The organism is Variovorax sp. LjRoot84, assembly GCF_964254305.1.
GTDB lineage: Bacteria > Pseudomonadota > Gammaproteobacteria > Burkholderiales > Burkholderiaceae_C > Variovorax.
The window spans coordinates 5,190,755-5,205,247 of record NZ_CAXUTE020000001.1; the positions used below are offsets into that span (position 1 = coordinate 5,190,755).

12 protein-coding genes are annotated in these 14,493 nt (G+C 69.2%); all 12 read right to left on the reverse strand.

All coding sequences use genetic code 11. From position 1 onward, the window contains the following. Nucleotides 1-2: 2 nt before the first annotated feature. Nucleotides 3-785 carry a cell division protein FtsQ/DivIB gene (locus ACSQ9I_RS25665; protein WP_436314945.1) on the reverse strand — a complete coding sequence of 261 codons (783 nt, stop codon included), beginning with the start codon at nucleotides 783-785 and terminating at the stop codon, nucleotides 3-5. 92 nt (nucleotides 786-877) lie between these two features. Then, nucleotides 878-1,837, reverse strand: a complete 960-nt coding sequence (locus ACSQ9I_RS25670) for a D-alanine--D-alanine ligase (RefSeq protein ID WP_436314946.1) — start codon at nucleotides 1,835-1,837, stop codon at nucleotides 878-880. Then, complete coding sequence (gene murC, locus ACSQ9I_RS25675; protein ID WP_436314947.1) at nucleotides 1,834-3,291, reverse strand: UDP-N-acetylmuramate--L-alanine ligase; 1,458 nt, start codon at nucleotides 3,289-3,291, stop codon at nucleotides 1,834-1,836. The genes ACSQ9I_RS25670 and murC overlap by 4 nt, the downstream gene beginning before the upstream one ends. Next, complete coding sequence (murG, locus tag ACSQ9I_RS25680; protein ID WP_093104017.1) at nucleotides 3,288-4,349, reverse strand: undecaprenyldiphospho-muramoylpentapeptide beta-N-acetylglucosaminyltransferase; 1,062 nt, start codon at nucleotides 4,347-4,349, stop codon at nucleotides 3,288-3,290. The genes murC and murG overlap by 4 nt, the downstream gene beginning before the upstream one ends. Beyond that, nucleotides 4,346-5,638 (reverse strand): putative lipid II flippase FtsW, encoded by a 1,293-nt coding sequence (gene ftsW, locus ACSQ9I_RS25685; protein WP_093104016.1) that lies wholly within the window; start codon nucleotides 5,636-5,638, stop codon nucleotides 4,346-4,348. The genes murG and ftsW overlap by 4 nt, the downstream gene beginning before the upstream one ends. Beyond that, nucleotides 5,635-7,320 (reverse strand): UDP-N-acetylmuramoyl-L-alanine--D-glutamate ligase, encoded by a 1,686-nt coding sequence (gene murD, locus ACSQ9I_RS25690; RefSeq protein ID WP_436314948.1) that lies wholly within the window; start codon nucleotides 7,318-7,320, stop codon nucleotides 5,635-5,637. Before murD ends, ftsW begins: the two co-directional genes overlap by 4 nt. Nucleotides 7,321-7,325: 5 nt before the next feature. Continuing rightward, nucleotides 7,326-8,504, reverse strand: coding sequence for a phospho-N-acetylmuramoyl-pentapeptide-transferase (mraY, locus tag ACSQ9I_RS25695; RefSeq protein WP_093104012.1), 1,179 nt, complete (start codon nucleotides 8,502-8,504; stop codon nucleotides 7,326-7,328). A 16-nt stretch (nucleotides 8,505-8,520) separates the two neighbouring features. Then, nucleotides 8,521-9,966 carry a UDP-N-acetylmuramoyl-tripeptide--D-alanyl-D-alanine ligase gene (locus tag ACSQ9I_RS25700; protein ID WP_436293628.1) on the reverse strand — a complete coding sequence of 482 codons (1,446 nt, stop codon included), beginning with the start codon at nucleotides 9,964-9,966 and terminating at the stop codon, nucleotides 8,521-8,523. Then, nucleotides 9,963-11,447 carry a UDP-N-acetylmuramoyl-L-alanyl-D-glutamate--2,6-diaminopimelate ligase gene (locus ACSQ9I_RS25705; RefSeq protein ID WP_436314949.1) on the reverse strand — a complete coding sequence of 495 codons (1,485 nt, stop codon included), beginning with the start codon at nucleotides 11,445-11,447 and terminating at the stop codon, nucleotides 9,963-9,965. Before ACSQ9I_RS25705 ends, ACSQ9I_RS25700 begins: the two co-directional genes overlap by 4 nt. Further along, nucleotides 11,447-13,207 carry a peptidoglycan D,D-transpeptidase FtsI family protein gene (locus ACSQ9I_RS25710; protein WP_436314950.1) on the reverse strand — a complete coding sequence of 587 codons (1,761 nt, stop codon included), beginning with the start codon at nucleotides 13,205-13,207 and terminating at the stop codon, nucleotides 11,447-11,449. Before ACSQ9I_RS25710 ends, ACSQ9I_RS25705 begins: the two co-directional genes overlap by 1 nt. Then, nucleotides 13,204-13,566 (reverse strand): cell division protein FtsL, encoded by a 363-nt coding sequence (gene ftsL, locus ACSQ9I_RS25715; RefSeq protein ID WP_093104006.1) that lies wholly within the window; start codon nucleotides 13,564-13,566, stop codon nucleotides 13,204-13,206. Before ftsL ends, ACSQ9I_RS25710 begins: the two co-directional genes overlap by 4 nt. Before the next feature lie 2 nt (nucleotides 13,567-13,568). Beyond that, nucleotides 13,569-14,489, reverse strand: a complete 921-nt coding sequence (rsmH, locus tag ACSQ9I_RS25720; RefSeq protein ID WP_093104004.1) for a 16S rRNA (cytosine(1402)-N(4))-methyltransferase RsmH — start codon at nucleotides 14,487-14,489, stop codon at nucleotides 13,569-13,571. Between the last annotated feature and the right edge of the window lie 4 nt (nucleotides 14,490-14,493).

A 14,493-nucleotide genomic window follows, 5' to 3' on the forward strand; every position in this document is an offset into this window, starting at 1 on the left:
TCCTATTTCTTCTTGGGGTCGGTGACGACCGTGGTGACACCGCGCAAGCGCAGCGCGTAGCCTTCGTTGTGCCGCAGGTCGGCGCCCTCGACCGAAGCGACCGTGCGCCCGTACTGCCGCGCGACCGGCGCCACCGTGACCAGAAAACGCTGCGTGCGCGCCGCCACTTCCTCGCTCCGCCCGCGGCCGAGTTCGATCGCGGCGCCGGTGTCCAGCACCGCGCGCCAGCTGCCGCGGCTCGACAGCGTGAGCGCGTCGAGCGACAGCTCGTAGGGCGCAAACAGCGGCTGCAGCACGCGGTACATGCCCAGCACCTGGCCGGACTGCTCGGTCGGCCCGTCCAGCCGCGGCAGGCTGTCGTCGACCTCGGCCACGTTGGCCTCGAACACTTCGCCGAAGCCGTTGATGAGGCGCGATTGCGCCTCATCGCCCCAGTGCGCCACCGGCACATGCTCGGTGAGGGTGGCGCGCAGCTTGTTCGGGAACTCGCGCCGCACCACCGCCTTGCGCACCCAGGGTACGGCCTCGAAGGCGACACGCGCGCGCGCCAGGTCGACCGTGAAGAAGTTGCCCGCCAGCTGCGGCGCGACGTTGGCGCGCAACGTGACCGCGTTGTTGTGCGTGACCTCGCCGTCGACCTTGATGCCGGCCAGCGGGAAGAAGGGCTGGCGCAGCACCCACCATGCGCCCGCCGCCAGCAACACGAGCGCGAACAACGCGTACACCAGGGTCGCGGTCACGTTCATGAGCTTGACGTCGAAGGGCACGGGGATGCTGGCAGCCATCTAGATCTCCCCCAGGCTGCGCCGCTGCGCGGCTGCGCCACCCCCCCCGCAAGCGAGGGGGCGAGCACTTTCGGGCGGCCGTGCAGTGCTCATCAGACCTCCGCTTTCGAGTCCAGGGTGGCCGATGCCAGCACGCGCAGGCACAGGTCCTCGTAGGAGATGCCGGCCGCGCGCGCCGACATGGGCACCAGCGAATGGGTGGTCATGCCGGGCGAGGTGTTCATCTCCAGTAGGAAGGGCTTGCGGTCGCTGGCGCGGATCATCAGGTCGGCGCGGCCCCAGCCGCGGCAGCCGAGCTGGTGGTAGGCCGCCAGCGTGATGCGCCGGATCTCCTGCTCCTCCGCATCGGGCAGGCCGCTCGGGCAGTGGTACTTCACGTCGTCGGTGAAGTACTTGTTCTGGTAGTCGTAGGCGCCCTCGGGCGCGGCGATGCGCACCACTGGCAGCGCCACGGCGCCGAGGCCGCCGCCGAGCACGGCGCAGGTGACTTCCTCGCCCTCGATGAACTCCTCGCAGAGCACGTCGGTGTCGTAGCCGACGGCCAGCGTCACGGCGTCCTGCATCTGCGAGTAACCCTCGACCTTGGTCACGCCGATGGAGGAACCCTCGCGCGGCGGCTTCACGATCAGCGGCAGCCCCAGCACGTCGGGCACGGCCAGCACCTGCTCGCGGCTCTGCTGGTCGAAGGCCAGGCGCACATAGCGCGGCGTCGGCAGGCCGTCGGCCTGCCAGATGCGCTTGGTCATGACCTTGTCCATCGCCACGCTCGAGGCCATCACGCCGGAGCCGGTGTAGGGAATGCCGAGCAGTTCCAGCGCGCCCTGCACCGTGCCGTCCTCGCCGTGTCGGCCATGCAGCACGACGAAGCAGCGTGCGAAGCCTTCATGCTTGAGCTCGACCAGCTCGCGCTCGGCCGGATCGAAGGCGTGGGCGTCGACGCCGCGCGAGCGCAGTGCCTCCAGCACGCCGGTGCCCGACATGATGGAAATCTCGCGTTCGGCCGACGTGCCGCCGAAAAGCACGGCCACCTTGCCGAAGTCCTGCGGCTTCACAGTGCTCTCCCTTCGCGCGTGAAGCGCTCCGATTTCTTGGAAGAGGCCGCGCCGCCGAGCTCGACCACCTTGGCGGGCACGGCGCCGATCGAGCCCGCACCCATGCAGATCACCACGTCGCCCTCGCGCGCGTTGTCGAGGATGGCCTGCGGCATGTCCGCGATCTCGTCGACGAACACCGGCTCCACTTTGCCCGCCACGCGCAGCGCGCGTGCCAGCGAGCGGCCGTCGGCGGCCACGATCGGCGCTTCGCCGGCGGCATAGACCTCGCCCAGCAGCACCGCGTCGGCCGCGCCGATGACCTTGACGAAATCCTCGAAGCAGTCGCGCGTGCGCGTGAAGCGGTGCGGCTGGAAAGCCAGCACCAGGCGCCGCCCCGGGAAAGCGCCGCGCGCGGCGGCGATGGTGGCCGCCATCTCGACCGGGTGGTGGCCGTAATCGTCGATCAGCGTGAAGCTGCCGGGCCCGTGTGCGTGCGGCAGCTTGACCTCGCCGTAGCGCTGGAAGCGCCGGCCCACGCCCTTGAAGTCGGCCAGGCCGCGCTGCACCGCCTCGTCGGGCACGTTGAGCTCGACCGCCACCGCGATCACTGACAGCGCATTGCGCACGTTGTGCTCGCCGGGCAGGTTCAGCACGATGTCCAGGTCCGGCAGCGTAACGCCGTTGCGCCGCTGCGCGGTGAAGTGCATCTGCGCGCCGACCGCGCGCACGTTGACCGCACGCACCTGCGCGTCCTCGCTGAAGCCGTAGCTGGTGACCGGGCAGGACACCTCGGTCACGATCTCGCGCACCGCCGGATCGTCGGTGCAGAGGATCGCCGTGCCATAGAAAGGCATGCGATGCAGGAAATCGACGAAAGCTTTCTTGAGCTTCGCGAAGTCGTGCCCGTAGGTCTCCATGTGGTCGGCATCGATGTTCGTGACCACCGCCATCACCGGCAGCAGGTTCAGGAAGGAAGCGTCCGACTCGTCGGCCTCGACCACGATGTAGTCGCCGCTGCCGAGCTGCGCATTGGCGCCCGCGCTGTTGAGCCGGCCGCCGATGACGAAGGTCGGATCGAGCCCTGCCGCCGCGAGCACGCTCGCGACCAGGCTGGTCGTCGTGGTCTTGCCGTGCGTGCCGGCGATCGCGATGCCCTGCTTGAGCCGCATCAGCTCGGCCAGCATCAGCGCCCGCGGCACGACAGGGATGCGCTTCTCGCGCGCGGCGACCACCTCGGGGTTGTCGGCATTCACGGCGGTGGAAGTCACGACCGCGTCGGCGCCCGCGATGTTCGCCGCGTCGTGGCCCACGAAGGTGGTGATGCCCAGCCCCGCGAGCCGCTTGAGCGTCGCGCTGTCGGCCAGGTCGGAGCCGGTGATCTTGTAGCCCAGGTTGAACAACACCTCGGCGATGCCGCTCATGCCGGAGCCGCCGATACCGACGAAGTGGATATGACGAATTGCGTGCTTCATTTGACAAGCTCCTCACAGGCCTGCACGAGCACGTTGACCGCCTCGGTTTTCTGCATCGTCTTGGCCTTCACGGCGCGTTCCATGAGCGCAGGGCGCCCGGTTTTCTGTAGCAAGTCGGCCAACAATTCGGGAGTCAATTCGGTTTGCTGAACGAGCCAGCCGCCGCCTGCGTCGACAAGAAAGCGCGCATTGGTGGTCTGGTGGTCGTCCACGGCGGATGGAAATGGCACGAACAGCGCTGCTGCGCCGACGGCCGCGATTTCGGTGACGGTGCTCGCGCCGGCGCGCGCGACGATCAGGTCGGCGTCGGCATAGGCGCTTGCGGTGTCTTCGATGAAAGGGGTGAGCTCGCCTTCGACGCCGGCAGCCGCATAGTTGGCGCGCAGCTCGTCGATCTGCTTGGCGCCGCTCTGGTGCGTGACCGTCGGACGCTGCTCGGGTGCGATGCGCGCGAGCGCCTTCGGCACGACGGCGTTGAGCGCCTTCGCGCCCAGGCTGCCGCCGACGACCAGCAGCTTGAGCGGACCGCTGCGGCCCGCGAAGCGCGTGGCCGGGTCGGGCTGCGAAGTGAAGGCCGCGCGCAGCGGGTTGCCGACCCACTGGGCTTTCTTCATCACGTTCGGGAACGCGGTGAAGACGCGGTCCGCGACGCTGGCAAGCACCTTGTTGGCGAGCCCGGCGACCGAGTTCTGCTCGTGCAGCACCAGCGGCTTGTTGAGCAGCACGCTCATCATGCCGCCCGGAAAGGTGATGTAGCCGCCGAGGCCAACCACCACATCGGGCTTGACGCGGCGAACGACGGCGATGCTCTGCAAAAACGCGCGCAAGAGGCGCATCGGCAGCAGGAACAGCGTGATCGGCCCCTTGCCGCGCACGCCGCCGAAATGCACCGGCTCGAAGGCGAAGCCGCGCGGCGGCACCAGCTTTTCTTCCATGCTGCCGGGCGCGCCCAGCCAGTGCACGCGCCAGCCGCGCTCGCGCAGGGCCTCGGCCACGGCCAGTCCCGGGAAGATATGCCCGCCCGTGCCGCCCGCCATGACCAGTGCCGTCCTGCTCATACGCGGCCTCCGCGCATGAGAACCCGGTTCTCATAGTCGATGCGCAGCACGATCGCGAGCGCGACTACGTTCATCAGGATGGCCGAGCCCCCGAAGCTCATCAGCGGCAAGGTCAGCCCCTTGGTCGGCAGCGCACCCAGGTTCACGCCCATGTTGATGAAGGCCTGGAAACCGATCCAGATGCCGACGCCCTGCGCCACGAGTCCGGAGAACACGCGGTCGAGCGCGATCGCCTGGCGGCCGATGTGCATGATGCGGCGCGTGAGCCAGAGGAAGAGGCCGATCGCGAGCAGCACGCCGACCAGGCCGAACTCCTCGCCGATCACCGCGAGCAGGAAGTCGGTGTGCGCCTCGGGCAGCCAGTGCAGCTTCTCGACGCTGCCACCGAGGCCGACGCCGAAGATCTCGCCGCGGCCGATCGCGATCAGCGAATGCGACAGCTGATAGCCCTTGCCCAGCGCATGCTCTTCGCTCCACGGATCGAGGTAGGCGAAGATGCGCTCGCGCCGCCACGGACTGGTGGCCACGATGGTGCCGAACGCGACGACCACCAGCGCGGCGATCACGAAGAACATGCGCGCGTTGACGCCGCCGAGGAACAGGATGCCCATCGCGATCACCGCGATCACCATGAAGGCGCCCATGTCGGGCTCCGCCATCACCAGCATGCCGACCACCACCACCGCGATGCCCATCGGCAGCACGGCGCGGAAGAAGCGCTCCTTGATTTCCATCTTGCGCACCATGTAGCTGGCGGCGTAGAGGATCATCGCGAGCTTGGCCAGCTCGGAAGGCTGGAAGCGCATGAAGCCCATTGGCAGCCAGCGGCGCGCACCGTTGACGTTGATGCCGATGTGCGGAATCAGCACCGCGACCAGCAGCAGCAGCGAGGCGACGAAGAGCCAGGGCGCCGCGCGCTCCCAGATCGCCATCGGGATCTGAAAGGCCAAGAGCGCGGCGATGAAGGCGATCACCACCGAGGCCGCATGGCGCGTGAGGAAGAAGGCCGGGCCGTAGCCCTGGCGCGCGAAGCGCGGGTTGTCCGGCAATGCGATGGAGGCCGAATAGACCATCACCAGGCCCCAGGCGAGCAAGGCGACCGTGACCCAGACCAGCGCCTGGTCGAAGCCCAGCACACGCACCGGCGCCGCCTTGGTCTGCGTCATCCCGGCATTGCCGAGACGCACCGGCAGGTGCATGGGCAGCGCGTCGATGCCGCTCGTGGCGCGGCTGAACCAGCCGGCGAAGCGGCTCGTCTTGTTGGGGGTGGCTGCGGCGGTCGTGCTCATGCGAGCTCCTCCCCGCCGGTGCCACGCGGTGCCTCGGCGAGTTCCTGCACCGCCTCGCAGAACACCGTCGCGCGGTGTTCGTAGTCCTTGAACATGTCGAAGCTCGCGCAGGCCGGCGACAGCAGCACGGCATCGCCGGGATGCGCGCGGCCGGCGGCCAGCGTCACGGCCTCGGGCAGCGAGGCGGCGGGCAGCAGCGGCACGCCGGTCGATGCCAGCGCCGCCTCGATCAGCGGCGCGTCGCGGCCGATCAGCACCACGGCGCGCACGTACTGGCGCACCGGTTCCGCGAGCGGCGCGAAGTCCTGGCCCTTGCCCTCGCCGCCGAGGATCACGACCAGGCGGCGCTCTTCGCCCAGCCCGATCAGGGCCGCGACCGTCGCGCCCACGTTGGTGCCCTTGCTGTCATCGAAATACTCGACCTCGTCGACGATCATGACCGGCTCGACCCGATGCGGCTCGCCACGGTATTCGCGCAGGCCGTAGAGCATGGGCGCGAGCTGGCAGCCGGCCGCGGCGGCGAGCGCGAGCGCCGCCAGGGCGTTGAGGGCGTTGTGCCGGCCGCGGATGCGCAGCGCATCGGCCGGCATCAGGCGCTGGATGTGGATCTCTTCCTCTTCGGCCGCGGCGCCGCGCTTGCGCTTCTGCGTCTCGTCGGCTTCCAGCGCGCGCACCAGCCAGGGCATTCCATTCAGCCGTTCGAGCCCGTAGTCGCCGGGACGCAGCGGCATGCCGGCGCCGAACGTGACGATGCTGCGCGGCGACTGGCCCTTCGCCAGCTTCACCGGCGCGGGCCGCATCGCCATCACCGCCTCGTCCTCGCGATTGAGCACCATGGTGCCCTTGGCGCCGAAGATACGCGCCTTGGCCGCTGCGTAAGAAGCCATGTCGCCATGCCAGTCGAGGTGGTCCTGCGTCAGGTTGAGCACCGCGGCCGCGGTCGGCTCGAAGCCCTGCACGCCGTCGAGCTGGAAGCTCGAGAGCTCGAGCACCCACACCTCGGGCAGCGTGCCGGCGTCGAGGTGCGCGGCCAGCGTGTCGAGCAAGGTGGGGCCGATGTTGCCGGCCACCGCGACCGTCTTGCCGGCGCGTTCCACCAGTTGGCCGGCGAGCGCGGTGACCGTCGTCTTGCCATTGGTGCCGGTCACGGCCAGCACCGCCGGCGTGTAGCCCTGGGGCGCCGGCGGGACGGGCACGAGGATCGGGGTCGGCGCTTCGGCGGCGTCGTCGTCGTCGTCTTCGATAGCGGCGGATTCGGCTTCCTGCTCCTGCGGCGGCGACACCGGCGCCGGCTCGGCCTCTTCCACCGGCGCATCAACTGCGTCGGCAGCTTCCACGGTGCGCAGGTCCGCCAGCGCCTGCGCGAACAGATCGAGCTCGCCGCCCACGGGAAGGCCCATGGCGCGTGCCGCATCGACCACCACCGCGATCGAAGCCGGCGACAGGCCCGGCGAGCGATAGACGGCGCGCACCGACGTGCCTTCGACCAGTGCGGCCGAGAACGGCCCGCCGACAAAATCCGCTTCGGGCAGCTCGGCAAGCAGCGCATCGCGCTGCGGCGGCGCCTCGCGCGTGTCGGCCACGGTCAGCCTGGCGCCATGGCGCGCGCACCAGCGCGCCATCGCCAGTCCCGAGGCGCCCAGGCCCAGGATCAGCACGTGTTGGTCTTGAAGATGCCGCATGCGGCCTACCGCAGCTTCAAGGTGGAAAGACCCACCAGGCACAACAGCATGGTGATGATCCAGAAACGCACCACGACCTGCGTCTCGCGCCAGCCGCTCTTCTCGAAGTGGTGGTGCAAGGGCGCCATCTTGAGCACGCGGCGGCCTTCGCCGAAGCGCTTCTTGGTGTACTTGAAGTAGGTCACCTGCGCCATCACCGAGATCGCCTCGACCACGAAGATGCCGCCCATGACGAAGAACACGATTTCCTGGCGCACGATCACCGCGATGGTGCCGAGCGCGCCGCCCAGCGCGAGCGCGCCCACGTCGCCCATGAAGACCTGCGCCGGATGGGTGTTGAACCAGAGGAATGCGAGCCCGGCGCCGGCCATGGCCGAGCAGAACACCAGCAGTTCGCCCGAGCCCGGGATGTGCGGGAACAGCAGGTACTTGGAATAGACCGCGCTGCCGGTCACGTAGGCGAACACGCCCAGGGCGGAGCCGACCATCACCACCGGCATGATCGCCAGGCCGTCGAGCCCGTCGGTCAGGTTCACCGCGTTGCTGGCGCCGACGATCACGAGGTAGGTCAGGATCACGAAGCCGATGCCGCCGAGCGGGTAGCTCACTTCCTTGAAGAAGGGCACCAGGAGGTTGATCTTGGGCGGAAAGTCGAGGTCGAAGCCCGAGCCGACCCAGCTGTAGAACAGCTCGAGCACGCGCCAGTTGGAGCTTTCGGAGATGCTGAACAGCAGGTAGAAGCCCGCCACCAGCCCGACCACCGATTGCCAGAAGTACTTCTCGCGCGAACGCATGCCTTCCGGATCCTTGCGCACCACCTTGCGCCAGTCGTCGACCCAGCCGATGGCGCCGAAGCCCAGCGTGACCCACAGCACGATCCAGACGAAGCGGTTGGACGGGTCGAACCACAGCAGCGTCGCGAAGGCGATCGAGAACAGCACCAGCACGCCGCCCATGGTGGGCGTGCCGCTCTTGGTCAGGTGCGTCTCCATGCCGTAGCCGCGTATCGGCTGGCCGATCTTGAGCGCGGCAAGGCGGCGGATCACGTAGGGCCCGGCCAGGAGGCCGACCAGCAGCGCGGTCAGCGCGGCCATCAGCGCGCGGAAGGTCAGATACTGGAAGACGCGCAGGAAGCCGAACTCCGGCGAGAGCGTCTGCAGCCACAGGGCGAGGCTCACTAGCATGATGCGCAGGCCGGGTTCATTGGCTGCCCTCCTTGTCTTGTTGTTCTTTGGCAGCCGCGGCGACGGCCTGCACCACACGCTCCATCTGCATGAAGCGCGAGCCCTTGACCAGCATGCTGGCCGTGCGCGGCACCTGCGCCAGGACCGCCGCGTTGAGTGCCGCGATGTCGTCGAAATGCCGGGCCTCGGCGCCGCCGGCGGCCTTGAAGGCCGCGATGCCGTGCGCCGATTCGCGGCCGAGCGCGAAAAGTGTTTCGATGCCGCGCTGGCTCGCCCATGCACCGACCTCGGCGTGGAATTGCGGTCCCTGGTCGCCGACCTCGCCCATGTCGCCCAGCACCAGGAGGCGCGGGCCCGGCAGGCCGCTCAACACATCGATCGCGGCGCGCACCGAGTCAGGGTTGGCGTTGTAGCTGTCGTCGACGAGCGTGATCGTGTGCCGACCCGCGAAACGCAGCTCGGTGGCCTTCGAACGCCCCTTGACCGGCTCGAACGCGGCCAGCCCCTCGGCAATCTTCTCGAGCGACACGCCGCTGGCGAGCGAGCAGGCCACGGCGGCGAGCGCATTGACCACGTTGTGCCGGCCGGCGATCCGCAGGGTGGACTTGATGTCGCCGAGCGGCGTGCGCGCCTCGAAGCGCCAGGCGTCGCCCCGCCATTCGGCGCCGGCCAGCGCGATGTCCGCGTCGGGCCGCTCGCCGAAGGTCAGGCAGCGGCGCGATGCACCCTCGTGCGCCATTTCGTTCCACAGCGAGGTGAAGGCGTCGCCGTAGGGGAACACGGCGGTGCCGCTGTCCGGCAGCGCGCTGATCGCCGCGCCGTTCTCGCGCGCCACCGCGTCGACGCTCGCCATGAACTCCAGGTGCTCGCGCTGCGCGTTGTTGACCAGCGCGATGGTGGGACGCGCAATCGCCGCCAGTCGCGCGATCTCGCCCGGGTGGTTCATGCCGAGCTCGACCACCGCGAGCTGGTGCTGTTCGCGCAGGCGCAGCAGCGTCAGCGGCACGCCGATCTCGTTGTTGTAGTTGCCGGCCGTCGCGAGCGCGCGCTCGGCACCGGCGGCGCGCAGGATCGACGCAATCATCTGCGTGACGGTGGTCTTGCCGTTGCTGCCGGTGACCGCGACCAGCGGCAGCTCGAACTGCGCGCGCCAGCCCGCAGCCAGGGCGCCGAGCGCAGCCAGCGTGTCCGGCACCTCGAGCCCCGGCAGCCCGGCGGCCGCCAGTCCGCGGTGCGCGATCGCAGCGACCGCGCCGCGCGCGCGCGCATCGGCCAGGAAGTCGTTGGCGTCGAAGCGTTCGCCCTTGAGGGCGACGAACAGGTCGCCGGCCGCCAGCGTGCGCGTGTCGGTGTGCACGCGCGAGATGGGCGTGGCGGGATCGCCGACCAGGCGCGCGCCCGGAATCCAGGCCTGTGCCTGGCCGAGCGTCATCATGGGTGTTCCTGGCTGATGAACGCTCATGCGCCACTCCTTAGCGTCAAGGCTTCGATCGCATGCGTTCGATCGGAAAACGCGATGCGCTCGCCGGCGATTTCCTGCCAGGCCTCGTGGCCGCGCCCGGCCAGCAGCACCACGTCTTCGGGCGCGGCCTGAGCCAGCGTCTCGCGGATCGCCTTCGCGCGGTCGGGCTCGACCTGGGCTGCCTCGGGACGCGCGAGCCCGAGGAGGATCTGGCTGATGATGGCGTTGGGCTTCTCGCTGCGCGGGTTGTCGCTGGTCAGGACCAGGCGGTCGGCCTGCTTTTCGGCCACCGCGGCCATCATGGGCCGCTTGGCGGTGTCGCGGTCGCCGCCGCAGCCGAACATGCACCAGAGCTGCCCGCCGCGCAGCCGCGCCAGCGGACGCAGGCCAGCCAGCGCCTTGTCGAGCGCGTCGGGCGTGTGCGCGTAGTCGACCACCGCCAGCGGCTGGCCCGCGATGGCGACGCGCTCCATGCGGCCCGGCACGCTGTCGAGCCGCGCGCAGGCCGCCACCGCTTCCTTCAGCGACAGCCCGAGCGCGCGCAGCGTGCCCAGCACGCCCAGCAGGTTCGCGACGTTGTACTGGCCGATCAGCTGCGTCTTCAGGTGTTCGGCCGGCACGCCCTGCTCGACCACCGAGAACTGCAGGCCCTGCGCGTCGTAGCCGATCTCCGTCGCCCGGAGGCGCGCCGGCGCGCCGGCGGCCGACACGGTCCAGACGTCGAGTGCACCGACGCCGCGCTCGATCAGGTTCGCGACCAGGCTGGCGCCGTGCACGTCGTCGATGTTGACCACCGCGGCGCGCAGGCCCGGCCAGCCGAACAGCTCGGCCTTGGCCTGCCAGTAGGCATCCATGCTGCCGTGGTAGTCGAGATGGTCCTGCGTGAAATTGGTGAACACCGCGACCGCGATCCGCGTGCCGTCGAGCCGGCGCTCCGCGATGCCGATCGAGGAGGCCTCGATCGCGCAGGCGCCGAAGCCGCGATCCGCGTAGTTGCGCAGCTCGCGCTGCAGCATCACCGGGTCGGGCGTGGTCAGGCCGGTATAGCTCAGGTCCGGCGGCACGCCGATGCCCAGCGTGCCCATCACGGCGCAAGGCGAGCGGACCGCGAGCGCCTGCGCCAGCCACCAGGCGGTGGAGGTCTTGCCGTTGGTGCCGGTGACAGCAAGCACGTCGAGCCGGGTCGAAGGATCGTCGTGGTAGGCCGCGGCGATCGGCCCGGTCGCGGCCTTGAGGCCGACGTAGCGCGCAATGGCCTCGCCTTCGAAGCCGAAGGCCTCGACGCCCTCGGCTTCGACCAGGCAGGCCGCGGCGCCCTGCGCCAGCGCGGCCGCGACGTGGCGCCGGCCGTCGGTGGCCGCGCCGGGCCAGGCGACGAAACCGTCGCCCGCCCCCACCGGCCGGCTGTCGGCATGCAGCACGCCGCGCACGCGGGCCTTGAGCCAGCCGGCGGCCTCGAGGGGACTGTGCAGCGTCAGCATCAGAAGCTCTCTTCCACGCCGTTGGTCACGACCAGCGGTTTGACTGCCATGTCGGGCGGGACGTTCATCATGCGCAGCGTCTGCTGCACGACCTCGCTGAACACGGGCGCCGCCACCAGGCCGCCGAAATACTGGCCGGCGCTCGGCTCGTCGATCATCACCGCCACGATGATGCGCGGTTTCTCGATCGGTGCCATGCCGGTGAACCAGGAACGGTACTTGTTGCTCGCGTAGCCCTTGCCGACCTGCTTGTGCGCGGTGCCGGACTTGCCGCCCACCGAGTAGCCGATGGTCTGCGCGCGCTGGCCGGTGCCGCCGGGACCGGCCGCCATCTGCAGCATCTTGCGCACCGCGAGCGCGTTCTGCGGCGAGAACACCTTCACGCCCACCGCCGGGTCGGGACTCTTGAGGATGGTCGCGGGAATGAGCTGGCCGTCGTGCGCGAAGGAGGTGTAGGAATGCGCCATCTGGAACAGCGAGGCCGACAGGCCGTAGCCGTAGGCCATGGTGGCCTGCTCGACCGGGCGCCAGCTCTTCCAGGGCCGCAGCCGCCCCGTCACCGCACCGGGGAACTGCAGCTGGGGCTTCTGGCCGTAGCCGAGCGCCGTGTAGGTGTCCCACATCTCGTGCGGGCTCATCTTCTGCGCGATCTTGAGCGCGCCGACGTTGCTCGACTTCTGGATCACGCCCTCGACCGTCAGCGTGCCGTAGTTGTGGGTGTCGCTGATGGTGAAGCCGCCGATGCTGAATCGGCCGGGGCCGGTTTCGATCAGCGTCTGCGGCTTGATGCGGCCGGCTTCGAGCGCCATCGCGACCGTGATCGGCTTCATCGTCGAGCCGGGCTCGAAGGTGTCGGTGAGCGCGCGGTTGCGCAGCTGCTCGCCAGTGAGGTTCTGCCGCTTGTCGGGCACGTAGCTCGGGTAGTTGGCCAGCGCCAGCACCTCGCCGGTGACGGCGTCGAGCACCACCACGCTGCCGGCCTTGGCCTTGTTGGCCGTCACCGCATCGCGCAGCTTCTGGTAGGCGAAGAACTGCACCTTGCTGTCGACGCTCAACTGGATGTCGCGGCCGTCGACCGGCGGGATCTGCTCGCCCACGCCCTCGACCACGCGACCGAGCCGGTCCTTGATGACGCGGCGCGCGCCCGCCTTGCCGGCCAGCTCCTTGTTGAACGCGAGCTCGATGCCTTCCTGGCCGTTGTCCTCGACGTTGGTGAAGCCCACCACGTGCGCGGCCGCCTCGCCCTCGGGGTACTGGCGCTTGTATTCCTTGCGCTGGTAGATGCCCTTGATGTTGAGCTCGGCGATGCGCTTGGCGATGGGCTCGTCGACCTGCCGCTTGATCCAGACGAAGGTCTTGTCCTCGTCCTCCAGCTTCTTGTCGAAGTCCTTCTGCGTCATCTCCAGCAGCCTGGCGACCTGTTTGAGCTTGGCCTTGACCTCGGGGTCGTCGCGCTCGATGTCCTCCGGAATCGCCCAGATGCTGGGCGCCACCACGCTGGAGGCGAGCAAGAGCCCGTTGCGATCGAGGATGCGGCCGCGGTTGGCCGGCAGCTCCAGCGTGCGCGTGAAGCGCACCTCGCCCTGGCGCTGGAAGAAATCGTTGCCGATCACCTGCACGTAGGCCGCGCGGCCGGCCAGCACCAGGAAGCCGAAGGCGATGCCGGCCACGATGAACTTGCTGCGCCAGACCGGGGTCTTGCTCGCGAGCAGCGGGCTGGTCGTGTATTGCACGCTGCGGCTGCTGCTGCGGCGACTCATGGCGTGGCCCTCCGCGTCGTCGCCGCACGCGCCGGCGAGGCCGGCGTTGGCGCGGCTGCAGCCGCAGGCACCGCTGCAACCGCCGGGATCACGGTGCCGTCCTGCCGCACGTACTGGGTGATGGCCGGCGTGGTCGTGCGCATCCTGAGCTGCTCCTTGGCCAGCTTCTCCACGCGCAGCGGCGTTGCCTGCGCGCGCTTCTCGACCTGCAGCCGGTCGTGGTCGAGCTCGAGCCGGCGCGCCTCGTTCTGCACGCGGTGCAGCTCGGTGAACAGCTGGCGCGACAGGTACTGCGTGTGCACCAGGTAGATCGCCGAGGCCAGCACGGCCATGAGCAGGAGCAGGTTGAGGCGGGCCATGTTCAGGCTTCCGTGCGCTCGGCGACGCGCAGGATCGCGCTGCGCGCGCGGGGGTTGCCGTCCACCTCGGCCTTCGACGGCTTGACGCGTCCCAAAGCCTTCAGCTTCATCGCCTTCGGTGCAGCAAAGGGCGCGCGGCGGTCGTAGACCTCGCGCGAATGCTTGGCGATGAACTGCTTCACGATGCGGTCTTCCAGCGAGTGGAAGCTGATCACCGCGAGCCGGCCTTGGGGTTGCAGCACGGTAAGGCTCGCTTCTAGCGCCTGTTGCAGCTCTTCAAGCTCGGCGTTGATGAAAATCCGAAGAGCCTGAAATGTGCGCGTTGCAGGGTTCTGGCCCGGCTCGCGGGTTTTGACCGCGCCAGCCACGAGCTCGGCCAGCTCGGCGGTGGTTGAAATTGCGCCCCGTTCTTGTCGGCGAGCTGCAATCGCCTTTGCAATCTGAACAGCAAACCGTTCCTCGCCATAGTCACGAATCACCTCCGCAATCTGCTGTGGTTCGGCCGTTGCCAGCCATTCGGCCACGCTCTCGCCGCGCGTGGTGTCCATGCGCATGTCGAGCGGGCCGTCGAAACGAAAAGAAAAACCCCGTGCGGGGTTGTCGATCTGGGGGGAGCTGATGCCGAGGTCCATCAGCAGGCCGGCCACACTCGCCGGCGGCAATTCCCCCACGTCCTTGAAACCCTGGTGCCGGATGGAAAAACGCGCATCCTCGATGCGCGCTGCTTCGGCCACCGCTTCCGCGTCCTTGTCGTACGCGATCAGCCGGCCGGCCGGCGCCAGCCTCTCGAGGATGGCGCGCGAATGGCCGCCGCGGCCGAAGGTGGCATCCACGTAGGTGCCGGAGGCCCGCGACGCATCGGGAAGGAGGGCTTCCACCGCTTCCTTCAACAAAACCGTCGTATGGGTCCATGCCTGTTCCACTGCC